18 protein-coding genes are annotated in these 17,201 nt (G+C 68.2%); 10 read left to right on the top strand and 8 right to left on the bottom strand.

The window, feature by feature from the left end:
* Positions 1-180 precede the first annotated feature (180 nt).
* The 3 genes from VER16_RS09980 (at position 181) to VER16_RS09970 (ending at position 2,392) form a co-directional block, all read left to right on the top strand.
* On the top strand, positions 181-1,224 hold the full coding sequence (locus VER16_RS09980) for an XVIPCD domain-containing protein (protein ID WP_324807694.1): 1,044 nt from the start codon (positions 181-183) through the stop codon (positions 1,222-1,224).
* Between the two features lie 159 nt (positions 1,225-1,383).
* Positions 1,384-2,196, top strand: a complete 813-nt coding sequence (locus VER16_RS09975) for an alpha/beta hydrolase (protein WP_324807692.1) — start codon at positions 1,384-1,386, stop codon at positions 2,194-2,196.
* Positions 2,197-2,221: 25 nt separating this feature from the next.
* Positions 2,222-2,392, top strand: a complete 171-nt coding sequence (locus tag VER16_RS09970; RefSeq protein WP_324807691.1) for a hypothetical protein — start codon at positions 2,222-2,224, stop codon at positions 2,390-2,392.
* Between the two features lie 4 nt (positions 2,393-2,396).
* On the opposite strand, the gene VER16_RS09965 is transcribed toward VER16_RS09970, so the two are convergent.
* Positions 2,397-3,086: a hypothetical protein gene (locus VER16_RS09965; protein WP_324807689.1), complete on the bottom strand. Its 690-nt coding sequence runs from the start codon at positions 3,084-3,086 to the stop codon at positions 2,397-2,399.
* A gap of 167 nt (positions 3,087-3,253) precedes the next feature.
* Between VER16_RS09965 and VER16_RS09960 the strand changes: the two genes are divergently transcribed.
* Positions 3,254-3,862: a hypothetical protein gene (locus VER16_RS09960; RefSeq protein ID WP_324807686.1), complete on the top strand. Its 609-nt coding sequence runs from the start codon at positions 3,254-3,256 to the stop codon at positions 3,860-3,862.
* 56 nt (positions 3,863-3,918) lie between these two features.
* A complete protein-coding gene (locus tag VER16_RS09955; protein WP_324807684.1) occupies positions 3,919-4,887 on the top strand; it encodes a polysaccharide deacetylase family protein in 969 nt (322 codons plus the stop codon).
* Positions 4,888-4,918: 31 nt separating this feature from the next.
* Here the strand turns inward: VER16_RS09955 and VER16_RS09950 are convergent, their stop codons facing one another.
* The 3 genes from VER16_RS09950 to VER16_RS09940 form a co-directional block, all read right to left on the bottom strand.
* Complete coding sequence (locus tag VER16_RS09950) at positions 4,919-5,761, bottom strand: class I SAM-dependent methyltransferase (RefSeq protein WP_324807683.1); 843 nt, start codon at positions 5,759-5,761, stop codon at positions 4,919-4,921.
* Positions 5,762-5,830: 69 nt separating this feature from the next.
* A complete protein-coding gene (locus VER16_RS09945) occupies positions 5,831-6,154 on the bottom strand; it encodes a hypothetical protein (protein WP_324807682.1) in 324 nt (107 codons plus the stop codon).
* Positions 6,155-6,220: 66 nt separating this feature from the next.
* Positions 6,221-6,637 (bottom strand): hypothetical protein, encoded by a 417-nt coding sequence (locus tag VER16_RS09940; protein WP_324807680.1) that lies wholly within the window; start codon positions 6,635-6,637, stop codon positions 6,221-6,223.
* 88 nt (positions 6,638-6,725) lie between these two features.
* Between VER16_RS09940 and VER16_RS09935 the strand changes: the two genes are divergently transcribed.
* The gene (locus VER16_RS09935; RefSeq protein WP_324807679.1) at positions 6,726-7,001 is read left to right on the top strand and encodes a hypothetical protein; all 276 of its coding nucleotides are present in this window, start codon (positions 6,726-6,728) and stop codon (positions 6,999-7,001) included.
* Between the two features lie 140 nt (positions 7,002-7,141).
* Here VER16_RS09935 and dmeF read toward each other — a convergent pair whose 3' ends face one another.
* Positions 7,142-8,110 (bottom strand): CDF family Co(II)/Ni(II) efflux transporter DmeF, encoded by a 969-nt coding sequence (dmeF, locus tag VER16_RS09930; protein ID WP_324807677.1) that lies wholly within the window; start codon positions 8,108-8,110, stop codon positions 7,142-7,144.
* A 50-nt stretch (positions 8,111-8,160) separates the two neighbouring features.
* Between dmeF and VER16_RS09925 the strand changes: the two genes are divergently transcribed.
* Positions 8,161-8,445, top strand: a complete 285-nt coding sequence (locus tag VER16_RS09925) for a metal-sensing transcriptional repressor (RefSeq protein WP_079220449.1) — start codon at positions 8,161-8,163, stop codon at positions 8,443-8,445.
* A 108-nt stretch (positions 8,446-8,553) separates the two neighbouring features.
* Positions 8,554-9,879 carry a GTP-binding protein gene (locus tag VER16_RS09920; protein ID WP_324807674.1) on the top strand — a complete coding sequence of 442 codons (1,326 nt, stop codon included), beginning with the start codon at positions 8,554-8,556 and terminating at the stop codon, positions 9,877-9,879.
* A gap of 93 nt (positions 9,880-9,972) precedes the next feature.
* On the opposite strand, the gene VER16_RS09915 is transcribed toward VER16_RS09920, so the two are convergent.
* Together VER16_RS09915 and VER16_RS09910 are read right to left on the bottom strand one after the other, a co-directional pair.
* Positions 9,973-11,586, bottom strand: coding sequence for an ATP-binding cassette domain-containing protein (locus VER16_RS09915; RefSeq protein ID WP_324807672.1), 1,614 nt, complete (start codon positions 11,584-11,586; stop codon positions 9,973-9,975).
* Between the two features lie 196 nt (positions 11,587-11,782).
* Positions 11,783-12,682 carry a LysR family transcriptional regulator gene (locus VER16_RS09910; protein WP_324807670.1) on the bottom strand — a complete coding sequence of 300 codons (900 nt, stop codon included), beginning with the start codon at positions 12,680-12,682 and terminating at the stop codon, positions 11,783-11,785.
* Between the two features lie 225 nt (positions 12,683-12,907).
* Here VER16_RS09910 and VER16_RS09905 point away from each other — a divergent pair, with 225 nt between their 5' ends.
* Together VER16_RS09905 and VER16_RS09900 are read left to right on the top strand one after the other, a co-directional pair.
* On the top strand, positions 12,908-14,086 hold the full coding sequence (locus VER16_RS09905; RefSeq protein WP_324807669.1) for a serine hydrolase domain-containing protein: 1,179 nt from the start codon (positions 12,908-12,910) through the stop codon (positions 14,084-14,086).
* Positions 14,083-15,267 (top strand): MFS transporter, encoded by a 1,185-nt coding sequence (locus VER16_RS09900; RefSeq protein WP_324807667.1) that lies wholly within the window; start codon positions 14,083-14,085, stop codon positions 15,265-15,267. The genes VER16_RS09905 and VER16_RS09900 overlap by 4 nt, the downstream gene beginning before the upstream one ends.
* Before the next feature lie 133 nt (positions 15,268-15,400).
* Here the strand turns inward: VER16_RS09900 and VER16_RS09895 are convergent, their stop codons facing one another.
* Positions 15,401-17,020, bottom strand: coding sequence for an EAL domain-containing protein (locus VER16_RS09895; RefSeq protein ID WP_324807665.1), 1,620 nt, complete (start codon positions 17,018-17,020; stop codon positions 15,401-15,403).
* Positions 17,021-17,201: the final 181 nt, after the last annotated feature.

Below are 17,201 nucleotides of genomic sequence, written 5' to 3'. Positions count from 1 at the left end.
CATTGCTGCACCTGGTACGCCGTTGGTGGACGAAAAAGGTGTGCAGAAAGTTGCAAATGGGTCCCGCAGACCTCCGCGCCCGGGCACATGTTCTACGTGCTCCATGGGCCAGGCAACACTACGCGGAGTTTTGGATTCGCGCCTTCCGAGCATGGCAGCATGAATGGACCGGGGGAGGTCATGAAGACCGATGCGAGCGAATACAAGGACCCTCGCTATAGCCGCACGCTCGAGATCAGTGAGGAGCAGTACAGGAAGCTTGAGGCGTTCGGCTCACACCCGGAAAAATTCGGCTTTGATCTGCAATACAAGGACGTCCGCAACAACTGCGTGGACTTCACCTGGGAAGCCCTGAACCACGCGGGCATCGAGCGGAAAAAGAGCATCGACCTGAACATGCTGGGAGGGGGCATTGGTCAACTGCTTCCCGATGCCCGCATTCCCTTGGGGGGAAAGGGCCAGGGCAAAGATGGCTACCGACCGCTGCGCAACATCCATGGCGTGGACAGCATCGAACCGCCATTCCCGGGCAGCGAGCTCAATCGCAAGAAAACCAACCCGATGCCCGAGCAAAGTCTTCAGCAACGCATTCTGAGTGACGCAGAAGGCATGTACGAGCGCAACGGTGAATATCGGGCCAGCCACAGCAACGACCCACTTCTCTCGCAGATCAACCACGGCGTGGCGCAACTCAATGCGGAACGTTTCCGTAACTTCGATGGCGCTACCACCGAGGAGCTGGGGGCGGCGTGGCAGGAGGTGCGTGCGCTCGCTGCGGGGACGGCGCAGCAGCCCGGTGCTCTACGGGCTGATCCTCTGCAGCCTGGGGGTGCCGACTACGCACTCCATCAACAGATACGCGCGGGCGTTGCTGCGCTGGACGCGCAGCATGGGCGGGCGCCGGATGCGGTGAGCGACAGAATGACCGCCAGCCTGCTGGTGCTGGCGAAGGAGAACGACCCGTCCCGGGTGGACCAGGTGGTGTTGAGCGCCGCCACCGGCCATCAGCCGGCCGGGCATACGGTGTTTCTGGTGAAGGGCGATTTGAGCAGTCCACCGTTCGCCTTGGCCACCATGACGACTGACCGCGCCGTGGCGACGCCGGTGGAGGTGTCGATGCAGCGCTACCAGCAGATGAACCAGGAGGCACAGCAGCAGACTGCCGCCCGCCAGGTGGAACAGCAGGCGCAGGACGGACGGGTGCAGGGGATGGGCATCGGATAGCCCTATAGCGCCGGGCAGAACATAGCGTGGGCATTGCCGTTGATCAGGCGGGCTGCGGCCGGTCGCGTGTACGCGGTGTCACGGCCGCCGCTGATTCCCTCACGGCGGCTATCGGTGGGCCTGCGCAGGATAGGTGGTTCCTTCCCAACGGGAGCTGCCATGACTGCCCCTTCCATCCGTCTGCACGTTGAAGACACCGGCGGTACCGGTCGTCCGGTCATCCTCATCCACGGCTGGCCGCTATCGGCCGAGGCGTGGAAAGCGCAGGTACCGATCCTGCGCGATGCCGGCTACCGCGTCATCAGCTACGACCGACGCGGGTTCGGGCGTTCGGAAAAGCCTGCTTCCGGCTATGACTACGACACGCTGGCCGCCGATCTGGCCGCAGTGATCGAAGCGCGCGATCTGAAAGACGTCACCCTGGTCGGTTTCTCGATGGGTGGCGGCGAGGTGGCGCGCTACGTGGCCAACCATGGTGAGGGGCGCCTGCACAGCGTGGTGTTCGCCGCCGCCGTGCCACCCTACCTGCTGCAAAGCCTGGATAACCCCGAAGGCCCGCTCACCCAGGACAAGGCCGATGAGATGCGCGCTGGCCTGGAGAGGGACCGCGAGGCGTTCTTCGATGGCTTCACCCGCGATTTCTTCAGTGCCAACGGCAAGCTGATGGTGACCGAGGACCAGCGGCAGGCGGCCATTGCGCTTTGCCACCAGTCTGACCAGACCGCCGCGCTGGGCTGCATGAAGGCCTTTGCCACCACCGATTTCCGCAATGACCTGAAGAAGATCAGCGTGCCGACCCTGGTGCTGCACGGCGATGGTGATGCCATCGTGCCGTTCGAGGGCTCGGGCGAGCGCACCCATCGCGCGGTGGCCGGCAGCGAGGTGGTGATGCTGAAAGGTGCGCCGCACGGCTGCAACACCAGCCACGCTGATGACTTCAATCTGGCGCTGCTGAATTTCCTGAAGCAGTAACCCCCCGCACAGGCATACTGCCGCCATGGCTACCGTACGCACGCCCCCGTGGAAGAAGCCCAACCCGAAGGGGCAGAAGACGCAGCCGCTGTCGGATGCGCAGAAGGCGGCTGCACGGCAGCGCGCCGAAGAAAACGGGCGCCGTTACCCGAACCTGGTGGACAACATGTGGGCGGCGAAGCTGCCGCGCGGCTGAGGCGCTACTCGGCCGCGTGCGGTGCCCATGCCCGCCAGCCCGCTTCGCGCCAGGGCGCGATGCGGGTCTGGGTAATGACAGTGGCTTCGGTTGCGCGGGCATCGAGGCCCTGCAGGGCCGCACGCAGGCGTGCGCCATCGACCGGCTGCGCGGTGGCGATCTGCAGGTGGTTGCCGTACCGGCGCACATGGACTGGCATGACCGCGTGTGTTTCCCGCGGCGTCGCGGTGCGGCCCACCCGATAGCGCAGGCTGATGGGCCGCGCGGTCTGTACCAGCACCGGGCTCCACTGCTGCAGCAGCGCATCGTGACGGCCTGCGGGCAGGGTGACCTCGATGACGGTTGCCGGGTAGCCGATCACGCTTTCCACCATCTGCTGGAACCGGGCGCCTTCGGGCATCAGCACGACGCTTGCCACCAGGGTGGCCACGATGGCGGCCGTTGTTGCCCACAGCCAGCTGCGTGGCGCGTGCGGTGATACCTGCAGGTGGGTCAGGTTCGGCCTGCGCCGGCGCAGCCGGCGGTAGCGGTGCTGCGCGGCGGCCCTGTCCAGCAGGCTGTGTGCGGGCAGTGGAATCTTCAGCGCGGGCTGCGCAGCCAGGCGCGCATTGATCCAGCGCGCGGCGAGCCACGCTACCAGCGCAGCCAGCAGCAACGGCAGTGCCAACCGAACGAACAGATACAGCCCCAGCATCGGCATCCCTCCTGTGCAGGACGCACATGATGGCCGACTTCGGTGCCGATGTCGCATCTGCCTGCCGACAGCCTGCGGCCGCGCGGCTAGCATGCAAGGCCTCTGCCGGGAAGGAATGCATGACGCTCAGGACCGCCCGCCTCAGGCGCTTTTTTGGCGCTGGTTTGATGCTGCTGTTGCTGCACGGCCTGGCCCTGGCATCGGTGGCGCTGGCGGTGGGCTACTTTCACCATCGCGTCCATCTGCTGCTTGAACCGATCGAGCTGCCCTTGTTGCTTGCGTGTGGCGGGGGCGATCCGGTGGCACGCATGCAGGTGGCCGAGCACCTGCTGGCCCGGGCCGGTGCGCTGGATGACTGGCAACCGGTGTGCTGGGTGGTGGTGATGGCGTTGATGTCATCGTTGCTGGGGACGCTGGCCGTCAGCGTGCACTGGCTGTACCAGGGGCGTGGCCGGCAATCGCGCAGCGTAGGGGGGCTGCTGGGTCTGCAGCTGCTGGCCACGGCGTTGGCGGTAAAGCTGCTGCGCCTGTATGAGCAGGTCTGGGCTGGCCTGGTGGACGGCTTGCCGATGGTATGCATGGCCGAACCGATGCCGGGCGACGTAGCGGCGGCACTGCCGGCGCAGCGCAGCCTGCCGCAGATTCTGGTGGACGCGGGCCTGCCGATACCGCAGGCGGCTGACGCGCTGGCCATCGTGCTGTGTGGTGTGCTGTTGGCCGCTACGGTGGTCGGCGTGTGGCTGTGGCGCTCGCTGCCGTTGCACGCGCCAGAGTAGATGCGCCCTGGCGGCGCAGGTAGAGTGCTCGCTCCTGCCGGAACAAGGATCTGCCGATGCGTTCGTTGCTGCGTGCCGTGCCGCTGTTGCTGCTTTCGCTGGTGGCGCAGGCCGGTGAAGTGGACCGCCGTATTGCGGTGACCATCGATGACCTGCCCTGGGCACGGCTGGATGAGATCGTGCCTGCTGACCTGCAGGCGCGCCATGAGGCGCTGATGGCGCAGCTGCAGCAGGCCGGCGTGCCGGTGGTGGGTTTCGTCAACGGCAACAAGCTGGAAGTGGCGGGCGTGGTGCAGCCGGCGCGCGTGCAGATGCTGCGCGACTGGCGCGATGCCGGCTATGAGCTGGGCAATCACACCTGGTCGCATATGGATCTGAATGCCAAGGGCGTGGCCGCCTTCCAGCAGGATTTCCTGCGCGGCGAGGAGGTGCTGAAGCCGCTGCTGGCCGAGCGCGGCCAGGTGCCGCAGTGGATGCGCCACCCGTACCTGCGCGCCGGCCGCACGCCGCAGGACCGCGCGGTGATGGACGCGTTCTTCGCCGAGCACGGGTATCGCATCGCGCCGGTGACCGTCGACAACGGCGAGTGGGTGTGGGCGTTCGCCTATGCCAACGTGATGAACGAGCAGGCCGATTCACCCGAGCGTGAGGCGACGCTGGCGCGGCTGCGGAAAGGCTATGTGCCGTACATGCTGAACAAGCTGGATTACTACGAGCAGCAATCGCAGGCGCTGCTGGGCTACGCATTGCCGCAGGTGTGGCTGATGCATGCCAACGAGCTGAACGCAGCGACCTTCGCCGAGCTGGTAGCCGCCACCAGGCGACGTGGCTATCGCTTCGTTTCGCTGGAAGAAGCGGTGCGTGACCCGGCGTATGCGCGCGGTACCGAGGGCTATGACGGACGCTACGGCCCCAGCTGGCTGCACCGCTGGGCGATGGCCGAGAAGAAGCCGAAGGACTACTACGGCAACGAGCCGGTGGTGCCGCAGTGGGTGAAGACGCTGGCCAAGGTGGATTACGAATAGGGGCCAGCGAATAGAGGCCAGCGCGTGGGCGTCAGCGCTTGATGGCCAGCACGCCATCCAGCGCCAGCTCGGCCTTGAAGCCGGCCTTTTCCAGGCGCTTGGCCACTTCGCGCGGCACGTGGCGGCCGCTGGTCAGCTTGTTCGGTGCACCGGTGTAGTGGAACAGGCGGCCGCCCTTGCGGATGACGCGGGCCAGATGATCGTAGAACGCCTGCGAATACAGTTCGCCGGCAATACCGAAGCGCGGCGGGTCGTGCAGGATGGCATCGACGCTGTTGCTGGCCACCTGTTCGATCTGCTGCGAGACATCGCCCTGGCCGAAGTGCAGGCGGCCACCGGCGGCGGCCGAGTCCGGATCGGGCGACCACGGGTTGAGCGTGCGCAGCCACATCACATCGGGATTCTTTTCGAACGAACGGATCTGGCCGACACCGGCTTCCAGCGCGCAGGCGGCGAAGTAGCCGAGGCCGCCGCAGGTATCGAGGATGGACCTGCCGGCCGGTGCGACCAGTTCGACCTTGCGGCGCGCGTCCTCGAAGGGCGACAGCTTGGAGGTTGGCAGCATCTTGATGCCATCGATCTCGAAGGTGGGCGCGCCCCATTCGGTGGGCACCAGCTTGATGAGCGAGCCGCTGAAGCGGGAGATCGGAGCGAAGTCCTCGCCGTCCCAGTAGTACAGCGTGCGGTCCTTCAGCTTGCCCGGCCAGGGGTAGTGCTGGCTGCGGAAGCGGAAGCCCTCGGCGTCCAGAGTGACCGCTTCCTCGCTGCGGCCCAGGTCGAGCGAGCCCTGCCAGTCGGCAGCGCCCTTGTCGTGCGCGCGGCGCAGGGCGTCGGCGCTGTCGCGGGTGAGCAGGGGGCCGGTGTAATGGGGCACGGCGGGTACCGGGGCTGGGCGGGGGAGGGCATGGTACCCGACCGGTGGTGAGGGCTGCAGGGGGCTGTTTCAGGGCGAGCTGCTGCAGTGGAAGCCATGGGTGGCGCCTTCGCCGCTGAGAATGCCGATGCCCGGGGAGGGCACCATGCCGTCCACGGCGCAGGCCCGGCGATGCACAGCCTGCGTGGCCGGTGGCTGTTCCGCGTAGTCATAGAGCAGGCTGCCGTCGTCCCGCAGCTGCCAGTGCACGGTTACCCGGGTGCGTTGGCCATCCCCGGTTTCCCAGTCGATGGTGCGCAGCACCAGCGTGCGACCCTCTTCGGTCTGGCGGATCTCATCGCTGGCACCGGTGGTGGCGCCAGAGGCTACGGTGAGCAGCAGGGAAAGCAGCATGGCGTTGTCCTCAAAACGAACAACGTCAACCGCTTGAGCGCGAAATGCCATGAGAAAAGTTGCAGATCACTCGCACTTCACCGCATACACCGGCCCCGCGCCGATCAGCAGCAGGGCCATGTAGTCGCTGTCGCCGGCCTTGGCCTTCAGCGAAGCGCCCGCCTTGGTGTGAAACAGGCCGAAGCCACCGGCGCTGCGGATGAGGGCGCTGTCGATCTGCTCGGCATCGTCGCGGAAGTAGCGGGTGATGTCGCTGCGGCTGGCCTGGGTAAGTGCAGTGGGCTCGCGCTGCCAACGGCCGTCGCGTTCGAAAGCGACGAAGTACTGGCCGCCTTCCTTGTCGATGCGGAACTCGGCGGGCTTGCGCGCGCCGGTGGCGAAGCAGCCCTGCAGGGGATCGGAGGAGAACGGCAGCTGGGGGCCGCCGGAACAGCCGCCCAGCAGCAGGAGGACACCGGGCAACAGCAGGCGCAGCGCGTGCATGGGATGTCCCGATGGGGCAGGTGCGGCTAGTGTAGGGCGCAGGCGGGCGTGGCCCGTGCAGAAATTCGGCAAAGACCGGGGAGTCGGGATGGCGCAGGGCAAAGCACCGTGGTGCGGGCTGGCAAGCTGGCTGGGGCTGCTGGCCGGGTGGGGCACGGGCTGGTTGGCGGCGCTGGCGTTCGGTGGCGGCGCTCCGGCGGCCGGGATGAGCGTGGGCGTGCTGGCCTCGGCGGTGGTGGGGCTGGGCCTGGCGGTGGCGGCGCGGGCGCGCGATGAGCGCTACGCGTGGCTGGGCATCTGTGGCGCGGTGCTGAGTGCGCTGCCGCTGAAGCTGTACCTGCTGCGGATGCTGCTGAAGCTGTAGGCGCCCGCTTCTGTAGAGCCGAGCCCATGCCCGGCTGCCTCTGCTTCTGTAGAGTCGAGCCATGCTCGACTGCTTTGGCTCTACGGAAAATCAGGAGCAGTCGAGCATGGCTCGACGCTACAAAAGCCGGAGCAGCCGCCTCACGCCGTGCGATGGATCTCCAGCGTGACGTGCACCAGTTCCTCGTGCACGGCCAGGGCCTGGCGCAGCTGGTCGGCATCCAGCGCAGCATCGCTGGTGACCACGCTGGCGGCTACCGCGTACTTGCCGCGGCCGACCTGCCATACGTGCAGATCGGCCAGGCGCGCCGGCCATGGGCCCTGTTCGATCACTTCGCGAACCTCGGCCACTACCGGCGCATCCATCTGCGCATCCAGCAGCACGCGGCCGCTGTCGCGCAGCAGGCCAACCGCCCATACCGTCACCAGCACGGCACCGACCAGGCCCATCACCGGGTCCAGCCAGGCGGCGCCCCACAGCTTGCCGCCCAGCAGGGCGACGATGGCCAGCACCGAGGTGGCAGCGTCGGCCAGCACGTGCATGTAGGCCGAGCGCAGGTTGAGGTCGTGGCCATGGGAATGATCGTGGTCGTGGTGGTCATGGTCATGGCCATGCGCGTGTGCATGACCATGAGAGTGGTGGGCGTGGCCCGGGCTGTCGTGCAGCCACCAGGCGCACAGCAGGTTCACGCCCAGGCCGACCACGGCGATGAGGATGGCTTCGTCGTAGTGGATGGGCGCAGGCACCCACAGCCGCTGCAGCGACTGCACGGCCATCAGCGCGGCCACGCCAAGCAGGGCGATGGCACTGGTGTAGCCGGCCAGGATCTCGATTTTCCAGGTGCCGAAGGCAAAGCGAGGATCGTGCGCATAGCGCCGGGCGCAGCGATAGGCGAATACCGAAAGGCCGAGCGCCAGGGCGTGCGAGCTCATGTGCCAGCCATCGGCCAGCACCGCCATGGAGTTGAACCACCAGCCACCGAAGATCTCGATGAACATCATGCTGACGGTGAGCCACATGGCGCGGCGGGTATTGCGTTCGGCCAGCGGATTGCCATCGTCGAAACGGTGGTCGTGGCGGCGGGAGGCGGCGAGGGCGTCCAGGTGCATGGGGGCATTCATGAGTGGAATGATACCCCCATAGGGTATACGATATGGCCATGGCACACGTGCACAAGAACCGGAAACAGCTGCTGACCCGGGTACGCCGCATCGGCGGCCAGGTGGCGGCATTGGAACAGGCACTGGACCGCCCCGAGGGCGCGGCGGGCGATTGCGCGGACGTGCTGGTGCAGGTGGCGGCCGTGCGCGGCGCCGCCCACAGCCTGCTGATGGAGCTGCTGCACGAGCACCTGCAGGAACACGTGGTGGCGGCCGAGGACCCGCAGCAGCGGGCCGCCGAGGCCGAAGTGCTGGTGGAGCTGCTGCGCCGTTACGGCAAATAGCGCGGGCAGCCGAGCATGGGCTCGGCTCTGCAGTCGGCAACTCCGACGCTGCGGCGCGTCCAAACAATGTTATATAGTAACATTTCCATCCGCAGCCTCTCGCCCCGCATGAACCCTGTTTCCCGTGCCGACCGCCGCCTGCCGGTCACTGTGCTGTCCGGCTTCCTCGGGGCCGGTAAGACCACCCTGCTCAACCAGATCCTGCGCAACCGCGACGGCCTGCGCGTGGCGGTCATCGTCAATGACATGAGCGAGGTCAACATCGATGCGCAGCTGCTGCGCGACGGTGGTGCCGAGTTGCGCCGCACCGAGGAAACGCTGGTCGAGTTCAGCAACGGCTGCATCTGCTGCACCCTGCGCGAGGACCTGCTGCAGGAGGTGCGCCGGCTGGCCGACGCCGGGCGCTATGACTACCTGCTGATCGAATCGACCGGTATCGGTGAACCCATGCCGGTGGCAGCGACCTTCGCGGTGCGCGATGAGCAGGGCTTCAGCCTGAGTGACATCGCGCGGTTGGACACGATGGTGACCGTGGTTGACGGCAGCGCCTTCCTGGCCGATTTCGGATCGACCCTGCGCCTGGCCGATCGTGGCCAGCAGGCCGGCCCGGACGATGACCGTGGTGTGGTCGACCTGCTGTGCGAGCAGGTGGAATTTGCCGACGTGATTGTGGTGAGCAAGGTCGACCAGGCTGATGAGGACGTGCTGCAGGACACGCTGGCGGTGCTGCGTGGGCTGAACCGCGATGCGAAGCTGCTGCTGTCGTCGTTTGGCGATGTACCTCTGCGCGAGCTGCTGGATACCGGCCGCTTCGATTTCGACCGTGCGCAGCAGGCACCGGGCTGGGTGAAGGAACTGCGCGGCGAGCACACGCCGGAGACCGAGGAATACGGCATCGGCAGTTTCGTCTACCGCTCGCGCCGGCCGTTCCACCCGGGGCGCTTCGCCCGTGCGCTGCAGGAGGGCATGCCGGGGGTGATACGCAGCAAAGGCTGGTTCTGGCTGGCCAACCGCATGGACTGGGTGGGCGAACTGAGCAGCGTGGGTGCCGCGACGCGGACCCAGGCGGCTGGCTTCTGGTATGCGGCGCGCGAGCGCGTGCGTGCCGGCGACGAGGACACGACGCCGCTGCTGCCGCCGACGCCGCTGCCCTACAGCGACCTGGGCTGGGCGCGGCAGCAGGCCGAGTGCTGGAGTGCGCCGCTGCCGGGGGTGGAGGCATTTCCCGATGGGGACGCGCATGCGGCGATGGCGCGGATCTGGCACCCGCTGTGGGGCGACCGCCGGCAGGAGCTGGTGGTGATCGGTGTGCACATGGATGAGCGTGCGGTACGTGCGACGTTGGATGCGTGCCTGCTCAATGACAGTGAACTGCGCGCGGGGCCGTTGTTGTGGCAACAGTTGCCGCAGGCGTTCCCGGTGTGGAAGCGCTGAGGGCAGAAGCATCCACGCGTGGCGTGGCTCTACTGCACGCCCGTCGATGACGCGGCCCAACCAGTAGATCCACGCCATGCGCGGATGGGGGGGTCACCCCGGGGGTGAATCGCGCCACTGCCAACCGTCGGCACCCACCTGCAGCACCTGCGTTGGCCGCAATGCGCGCAGCACGTGGGTGTCATGGCTCACCATCACCAGCCCGCCATCCCACGCGCCCAGCAATGATTCCAGTGCCTGCAGCGCACTCAGGTCCAGCGCGTTGCCGGGCTCGTCCAGCAGCAACAGCTGCGGTGCAGGCTTTGCATAGAGCACGCTGGCCAGCGCGCCCTTCACCCGTTCGCCGTCGCTCAGGCTGCTGGCGGGCCGCTGGATGCGCTGTGCGTCCAAGCCCAGCAGCGCCAGCCGCGTGCGCAGCTCGGCCGGGTCGGCTGTGGGGTTGGCCGCCTGCACCGTGTCGAGGATGCTGCGCTCGCCGGCCAGCGCCAGCAGCTGCTGGTCCAGCAGGGCCAGCGGCACATGTCGTTGCACCTCGCCCGCCCGCGCCTGCAGCTGGCACGCCAGTACGCGCAGCAGGGTGGACTTGCCGCTGCCATTGTCACCCACCACCGCGATGCGCTGGCCGCGACGGATATCCAGCTGCAGCGGTGCGTCGCAACCGTGTGGCAGCACCAGATCGTGCGCCTGCAGCAGGCGCGCGCTGCCACGCTCGCCTTCGCTGGCGAACAGCGCAAGCTCGGGTGCCGCCTGCACGGCGGCAGCGGCACTGCGCAGCTGCTGCGCGCTGGCCTGCAGGCGCTCGGCCTGGATCTGCTGCGCACGGCCCTGGGTGGCCTGCGCGCGCTGCTTCTGCCCGCCCAGCAGGATTGGCGCCTGGTTGGCCTGCTTGGCATCGCGGTTGCCGCGCGCCTGCCGCTGCTGCTGGCGTTCGTGCTGTTCGCGCGCGCTGCGCTGCTGCTGCCGGTGCTGCGCGCGGGCGTGGTCGAGCTGGTGGGCTGCGGCCTCGCGTTCGGCGGCGCGTGCGTCGGCGTAGTGCTGCCACGGGCCGCCGTAGCGATGCAGCCCGCGCGCATCCAGTTCCACGATCTGCTGCATGTTGGCCAGCAAGTCGCGGTCGTGGCTGATGACCAGCAGTCCACCCGGCCATTGCTGCAGCTGCTGATAGAGCTGCTGGCGGTTGCGTGCATCCAGATGGTTGCTGGGTTCGTCGAGGATGAGCCAATCGGCGCCGCTGGCCCATGCGCCGGACAATGCAACGCGCATGGCCTGGCCACCGCTGAGGTGCGCGGCCGGCTGCGTGGGCTGCAGATCATCGAGCAGGCCCAGGGCACGCCATTGCTGCTGCAGGCGCTCGCGCAGGTCCCAGCGGTCGCCAAGGCAGGCGAAATCCGCTTCGTCGATGCTGCCGGCTTCGATGCGCGCGAGCGCGGCCAGTTCAGCGCCGACGCTGGCCAGCTCACCTGCCGTACCGCGTGGCGGGTAGCCGGGTGTGGGCAGCAGGAAGACCCGGCCGCTGCCGCGCACCTGGCCGCTGTCGGGTGTCAGCTGCCCGGCCAGCAGGCGCGCAAGCACGCTCTTGCCGGCGCCGTTGGCACCGACCAGGCCGGTGGCCACGGGTTCAAAGGAAAACGACAGTTCGGAAAACAGCGATCGGCCATCGGCCAACCGATAGGACACGCGATCGAGCGCGAGGGAATGCGTGGTCATGCGACCTCCATGGGATGCCTGGTTCTCCCCTGCGCACAGGGGCGGGAAGAGTCGGGCCGTCTGGTGGAAAGACGGCGGCATCACTGGCGCATTGGACGCGGGCCTCTTGGGGAATGAGGGGGGGATTATAGCGTTGGTGTATGAATGGACGCGGTGGTGATGCCCCATCATCCACGCATGGCGTGGATCTACTGGGTTACGGGACGGTATCCAGCCGTGCGCCGATGAAGTCGATGAACACCCGCAGCTTCGGCAGCACGTGGCGGCCGGACGGCCACAGCAGGTGGAAGGTGCCGCAGGAATGCACGTGCTCATCCAATACGGTGACCAGGCGGCCATCGGCGATGGCATCGCGTACCGAATGCACCGGCACGAAGGCCAGGCCGATATCGCGCAGGGCCAGTGCCACCCGCGCTTCGATGGTGTTGGCGACCATGTGCACCGGCAGTTCCTGCGCGGCCTGTTCGTCCGGCCACTGGATCGGCCACGGTTCCAGCTTGCCGCTGCTGGGGAACCGGTAGTGCAGCAGGGTGTGCTGCAGCAGATCGGCCGGTGCCTTGGGCACGCCGCGCCGCTGCAGGTAGGCCGGTGAGGCGACGATGCGCCGCGGGAACACGCCCAGGCGCCGGGCATTCATGCGCGAATCGCTGGGTTCACCCACGCGCAGCACGGCATCGAAACCTTCTTCGATGACATCGACCAGGCGGTCGCTGAAATCCAGATCGAGGCGGATGTCCGGGTAGGCGGCCATGAAATCGGCCAGCAGTGGCAGGGTCAGGTCACCCACCAGCGGCAGGCTGATGCGCAGGGTACCGCTGGGGGCGGCATGCGGCTGGGCCAGTTCGGTGTGGGCGGCATCGCGCTCGGCGAGGATGCGGCGGCAGCGCGCCAGCAACAGCTGGCCCTCGGCGGTAAGGGTGATGCTGCGCGTGCTGCGGTGGAACAGGCGTACGCCCAGCGCGTGTTCCAGCCGCGCCACGCACTTGCCGGCGGCCGAGGCGGAGATGCCCTGCAGTCGGCCGGTCTCGACGAAGCTGCGGGTATCGGCTGCATGCACGAAGGTCTGCAGGTTGGCGAGGTTGTCGAGGACGGACATGGGGCAGGGCGACGGGAAAAACGCAGGGTAGGGCCAGATGCCGTGGCCGGCTAGACGGCCGCTGCAACACTGCGGTGCACCCCGGTGCTGCGGCCAGCCGGCCCCTGCAGTCCGTGGCGAGCGGCCATTGCGGACCGCTGTGTCCACGAAGCACGGAGCGCGGCCCCGCTTTTTACCCCGGCGCCGGCTGCCTAAGGTGGCGGCCCTCCCCCCGAGGATTGCCCAATGAATGCTCTTTCCCTCGATGCATCCACACCCACCCTGCCCGGTGTGGCCCATGTGCTGCAGCAGGCGCACCCGCAGCGCCTGGTAGGCGCGGTGGTGCTGGTGCGCGAACACGGTGTGCTGCGCCATGCCAGCGCCACTGGCCTGGCCGACCGCGAGGCAGGCACGCCGATGCAGCGCGACCAGCTGTTCCGCCTGGCCTCGGTGAGCAAGCCGCTGCTGACCACGGTCATCCTGCGCCTGGTGGCCGACGGCGTGCTGGATCTGGATACGCCGGTGCAGCGCTGGCTGCCGACGTTCCGCCCGGCACTGGCCGATGGCAGCGTGCCGCCGATCAGCCTGCGGCAGCTGCTGAGCCATACCAGCGGCCTGGGCTACCGTTTCCTGGAAGCGGATGCGCAGGGGCCGTATGCGCGTGCCGGTGTGAGCGATGGCATGGATGCAAACCCGGTGAGCCTGCAGGACAACGTGCAGCGCATCGGCCAGGTACCGCTGCTGTTTGCGCCGGGCAGCCAGTGGCTGTACTCGCTGGGCGTGGATGTGGCCGGCGCGGTGGCCGAAGCGGCCAGCGGTCAGACGCTGCAGCAGTTGTTCGATGCGCTGCTGGCGCAGCCGCTGGGCCTGCGTGATACCGGCTTCAGTACAACACAGGGCGCGCGCCTGGCCACGCCCTATGTGAGCGATGTGCCGCAGCCGCACCGCCTGCAGGAAGGTGGAATCGTCGCGCCCTTCGATGGCACCGTGGGCATCGAATACAGCCTGGCGCGCGCAACCGATGCGCGCCGCTATGCGTCGGCCGGTGCTGGCCTGGTCGGCACGGCGGATGAGGTGATGACCGTGCTCGAAGCGCTGCGCGACGTGCAGGCGTCCGCGCTGCTGCCGCCTGCACTGGCCGCAGAGATGGGACTGCTGCAGGCGGGCGAGCAGGGGCCGCCCGATCCGCCGGGCTGGGGTTTTGGCCTGGGCTTTGCGGTGCTGCGTGATGCGGCGGCGTCGGGTACGCCGCAGGCGGTGGGCACCTGGCGCTGGGGCGGTGCCTATGGGCACAGCTGGTTTGTCGACCCGGCGCGCGGACTGAGCGTGGTCGCCTTGACCAACACCCTGTACGAAGGCATGCACGGTGCCTTCGTTGATGACCTGCGCGATGCGGTGTACCGCGATCTGGGTGCGGCGCGGTGAGCGGCCATGCCATCGATGCGTCCTCGCCTGCGGGCGAGGCCACGCGGCTGCCGTGGAATGCCCTGCTGGCGCTGGCCGGCGGCAGCTTCATCACCCTGCTGACCGAAACCCTGCCGGCCGGCGTGCTGCGCCCGATGGGGCAGAGCCTGGGCGTTGGCGATGCGGCGGTGGGCCAGCTGGTGAGCGTGTACGCGCTGGGTTCGGTGCTGGCTGCGTTGCCGATGACCGCGTTGACCCAGCGGCTGCCGCGAAGACCGCTGCTGCTGGCGGCGATTGCCGGATTCGTGGTGGTCAATGCGCTGACCGCGCTGACCAGCAACTACACGCTGCTGCTGGTGGTGCGCTTCCTGGCGGGCGTAGGTGCGGGCCTGCTGTGGTCGCTGGTGGCCGGTTATGCCGCGCGCCTGGTGGTACCGGAACTGCAGGGGCGGGCGATTGCGCTGGCGATGGTGGGCTCGCCGTTGGCGTTGTCGCTGGGTGTGCCCGCCGGCACGTTGCTGGGCCAGCAGATCGGCTGGCGCTGGGCGTTCGGCCTGATGGCGCTGCTGGCGGTGCTGCTGCTGGCATGGATACGCCTGGCAGTGCCTGCGCTGCCGGCAGCAGGTGGTGGCCAGCGCACGCCGCTGCGAAGCGTCTGGCGCCTGCCCGGGGTGCGCAGCGCGCTGCTGGTGATGGCGCTGTACGTGCTGGCGCACAACGTGCTCTACACCTACATCGAGCCGCTGGCGATGGTGGCAAGCGCACAGCATTGGCTGGACCGTGTGCTGCTGGTGTTTGGCGTGGCCGCCATTGCGGGCATCGGCATTGCTGGCTGGGGCGTGGATCGTCACCTGCGCACGCTGGTGTGGGCTGCGGTGGTGGGCTTCGTGCTGGCGGTGGTGGCCCTGCTGCTGTGGCCGGGCGTGCCGCAGGTGCTGCTGCTGGCCAGCGTGCTGTGGGGCGTGGCGTTTGGCGCAGTGCCGACGTTGTTCCAGACGGCGGTGGCCCGGCGCGCAGGTGCTGCGGCCGATCTGGCGCAGTCGATGCTGGTGACGGGCTGGAACCTGGCCATTGCCGCCGGTGGCGTGGCCGGTGGCCTGGTGCTGCAGTCGGCAGGCGCGGGGCAGCTGGCGTGGTTGCCGTTGCTGCTGCTGGCGGTGTGCGCGGCGTGGTTGTGGGCCAGGCCGAAGGCCTGGGCGTAGCCGGCGTTGGGCGTGGATGCCGGCCAGCGGCCGGCACTACCTTGGCCGTGCCATCCACGCATGGCGTGGATCTACCCGCCGGCCAACCCGCGGATTGCGGACGGCCCACCCCGAGGGGCGCAGCCGTTGGCGGTCATTCTTCTGCCGGGGCCTGCTCGACCGGCACGCTGCGCGGGTTCTGCATGTCCTCCCGCGCGGCGCCGTAGCGCTGCTGGCGCTGCCGGTGGAAGGCGATGAACTCATCGCGCGGCAGCGGGCGTGAGAACAGCCAGCCCTGGCCGAACTGCACCTGCTGGCTGTGCAGGTAGGCCAGCTGCGGTTCGGTCTCCACGCCTTCGGCCACCACCCACAGGCCCAGTTCCTTGGCCATGTCGATGATGTGTGGCGTCACCGGGCTGGTCGCGCTTTCGGTACCGATGGCATCGACGAACGACTTGTCGATCTTCAGCGCATCCAGCGGCAGCTGCTCCAGGTACTGCAGGCTGGAATACCCCACGCCGAAATCATCGATGGCAATGCTGTGGCCGGCGCGCCGCGCTGCGGCCAGCATGGTGCGTGCGCGGTCGGCGTCGAGGAAGCCACGTTCGGTGGCTTCCAGCCAGATCTGCTGCGGCAGGATGCCGCTGCCGGCCATGCGCTGGGTGATCGACTTCAACGCACGGCCACTGATGATGTCCCCGGCATCGAGGTTGATGGCGATATGCGCGCTGCGGTCCTGCACCAGCAGATCACGCATGTCGGCCACGACGTTCTCGATGACCAGATCGGTCAGGTCGGCGATCAGGCCATGTTCTTCCGCCAGCGGCACGAAGATGTCCGGCCGCACCTGGGTGCCATCGGGGCGCTGCCAGCGCACCAGGGCTTCGGCGCCGACGCAGATGCCGGTCTCCAGTTCGATGATGGGCTGGTAGTGCAGGTACAGCTCGCGGCGGCGGATGGCGATGGCCAGCTCGCCACGCAGCGACAGCCGGCGCCGCGACAGCCAGATCACCAGGCCTGCACCTGCGGCGGCCAGCAGCAGGCCGATGGGCACGAACAGCCAGGCCTGCTGGCGGAAGGTCGCGGCCAGGGCGGTGCGCGGCCCGGTGGCGATCGCCAGCCATTCGTTGTTGCGGGCGGTGGCGTACAGGGTGTTGTTGTCCAGGCCCTCGCCCGGCTGGCGCAGCAGCCGCGCCAGCAGGGCCGGTTCGATACCGCTCTGCTGGGACAGCAGGCGGCCGTCAGGGCTGGCCAGGGCCAGGCGGGTCTTCGGGTCGGCGATGACATCGACGAAGCGGCGTGGGTCCACCAGCGTGTCGTACGCGCCATAGGTGACGGCGATGACCTTGCTGCCATCGGTCGTCTTGGGGCGCACATTGATGCTGATGCCGGCGCCATCGCTGGTGACATGGTCCGGGGCAGGCTGGTCGGCATCGCCCTCGAACATTCCCCAGGAGGTACAGCGCAGCTTGCCGCCTTCGAAATACCCCATCTGGTCGACCGAGGGCGTGGTCATCACCAGGCTCTGCATGCGCCGGATGTGCGCTGCGCTGCAGGGCGCCAGACGTGATGCCTCGGCGGTCTTGAGCACCGCCAGTGACTGGTCGTAGGACACGTCGGCGCGGCGCAGGGTGCGTTCGGCGATTTCGCGCAGGCGGCTCTGTTCCAGGCTGACGGCGCGGTCCCAGGTGGCGTAGACCATCACCGCGATCGGCACGACGGCGGCGAGGATGGCCAGCAGGGTTGCGGCGATGACGACGCCCAGCCGGCTCATCGACGGGCTTCCTGGGGGCGGGGCGGGGCGCTGCGCATGACGGGCCGGTCCTTGGTCGGATGCGCTATCTGAGCATGTTGCGGGCCCCGGGGGAAATGGGTGGGGCCACATGAGGTGCCGTATCGGGGTGAAAGCGGTACGGAATGACGTCTCCACCCGCTGTGCCGCTGGCGCTTGGCGT

This window comes from Stenotrophomonas sp. (assembly GCF_035634915.1).
Taxonomy (GTDB): domain Bacteria; phylum Pseudomonadota; class Gammaproteobacteria; order Xanthomonadales; family Xanthomonadaceae; genus Stenotrophomonas.
The sequence above is the reverse complement of the archived record's forward strand: the minus strand, read 5'-3'. Positions and strand labels throughout refer to the sequence as shown.

Excerpts from the sequence above, each read along its gene's own strand:
- VER16_RS09980 (WP_324807694.1), top strand. The coding sequence starts at position 181 with ATGAAGACCGATGCGAGCGAATACAAGGACCCTCGCTATAGCCGCACG.
- VER16_RS09975 (WP_324807692.1), top strand. The coding sequence starts at position 1,384 with ATGACTGCCCCTTCCATCCGTCTGCACGTTGAAGACACCGGCGGTACC.
- VER16_RS09970 (WP_324807691.1), top strand. The coding sequence starts at position 2,222 with ATGGCTACCGTACGCACGCCCCCGTGGAAGAAGCCCAACCCGAAGGGG.
- VER16_RS09965 (WP_324807689.1), bottom strand. The coding sequence starts at position 3,086 with ATGCTGGGGCTGTATCTGTTCGTTCGGTTGGCACTGCCGTTGCTGCTG.
- VER16_RS09960 (WP_324807686.1), top strand. The coding sequence starts at position 3,254 with ATGCTGCTGTTGCTGCACGGCCTGGCCCTGGCATCGGTGGCGCTGGCG.
- VER16_RS09955 (WP_324807684.1), top strand. The coding sequence starts at position 3,919 with ATGCGTTCGTTGCTGCGTGCCGTGCCGCTGTTGCTGCTTTCGCTGGTG.
- VER16_RS09945 (WP_324807682.1), bottom strand. The coding sequence starts at position 6,154 with ATGCTGCTTTCCCTGCTGCTCACCGTAGCCTCTGGCGCCACCACCGGT.
- VER16_RS09940 (WP_324807680.1), bottom strand. The coding sequence starts at position 6,637 with ATGCACGCGCTGCGCCTGCTGTTGCCCGGTGTCCTCCTGCTGCTGGGC.
- VER16_RS09935 (WP_324807679.1), top strand. The coding sequence starts at position 6,726 with ATGGCGCAGGGCAAAGCACCGTGGTGCGGGCTGGCAAGCTGGCTGGGG.
- dmeF (WP_324807677.1), bottom strand. The coding sequence starts at position 8,110 with ATGCACCTGGACGCCCTCGCCGCCTCCCGCCGCCACGACCACCGTTTC.
- VER16_RS09925 (WP_079220449.1), top strand. The coding sequence starts at position 8,161 with ATGGCACACGTGCACAAGAACCGGAAACAGCTGCTGACCCGGGTACGC.
- VER16_RS09920 (WP_324807674.1), top strand. The coding sequence starts at position 8,554 with ATGAACCCTGTTTCCCGTGCCGACCGCCGCCTGCCGGTCACTGTGCTG.
- VER16_RS09915 (WP_324807672.1), bottom strand. The coding sequence starts at position 11,586 with ATGACCACGCATTCCCTCGCGCTCGATCGCGTGTCCTATCGGTTGGCC.
- VER16_RS09910 (WP_324807670.1), bottom strand. The coding sequence starts at position 12,682 with ATGTCCGTCCTCGACAACCTCGCCAACCTGCAGACCTTCGTGCATGCA.
- VER16_RS09905 (WP_324807669.1), top strand. The coding sequence starts at position 12,908 with ATGAATGCTCTTTCCCTCGATGCATCCACACCCACCCTGCCCGGTGTG.
- VER16_RS09895 (WP_324807665.1), bottom strand. The coding sequence starts at position 17,020 with ATGAGCCGGCTGGGCGTCGTCATCGCCGCAACCCTGCTGGCCATCCTC.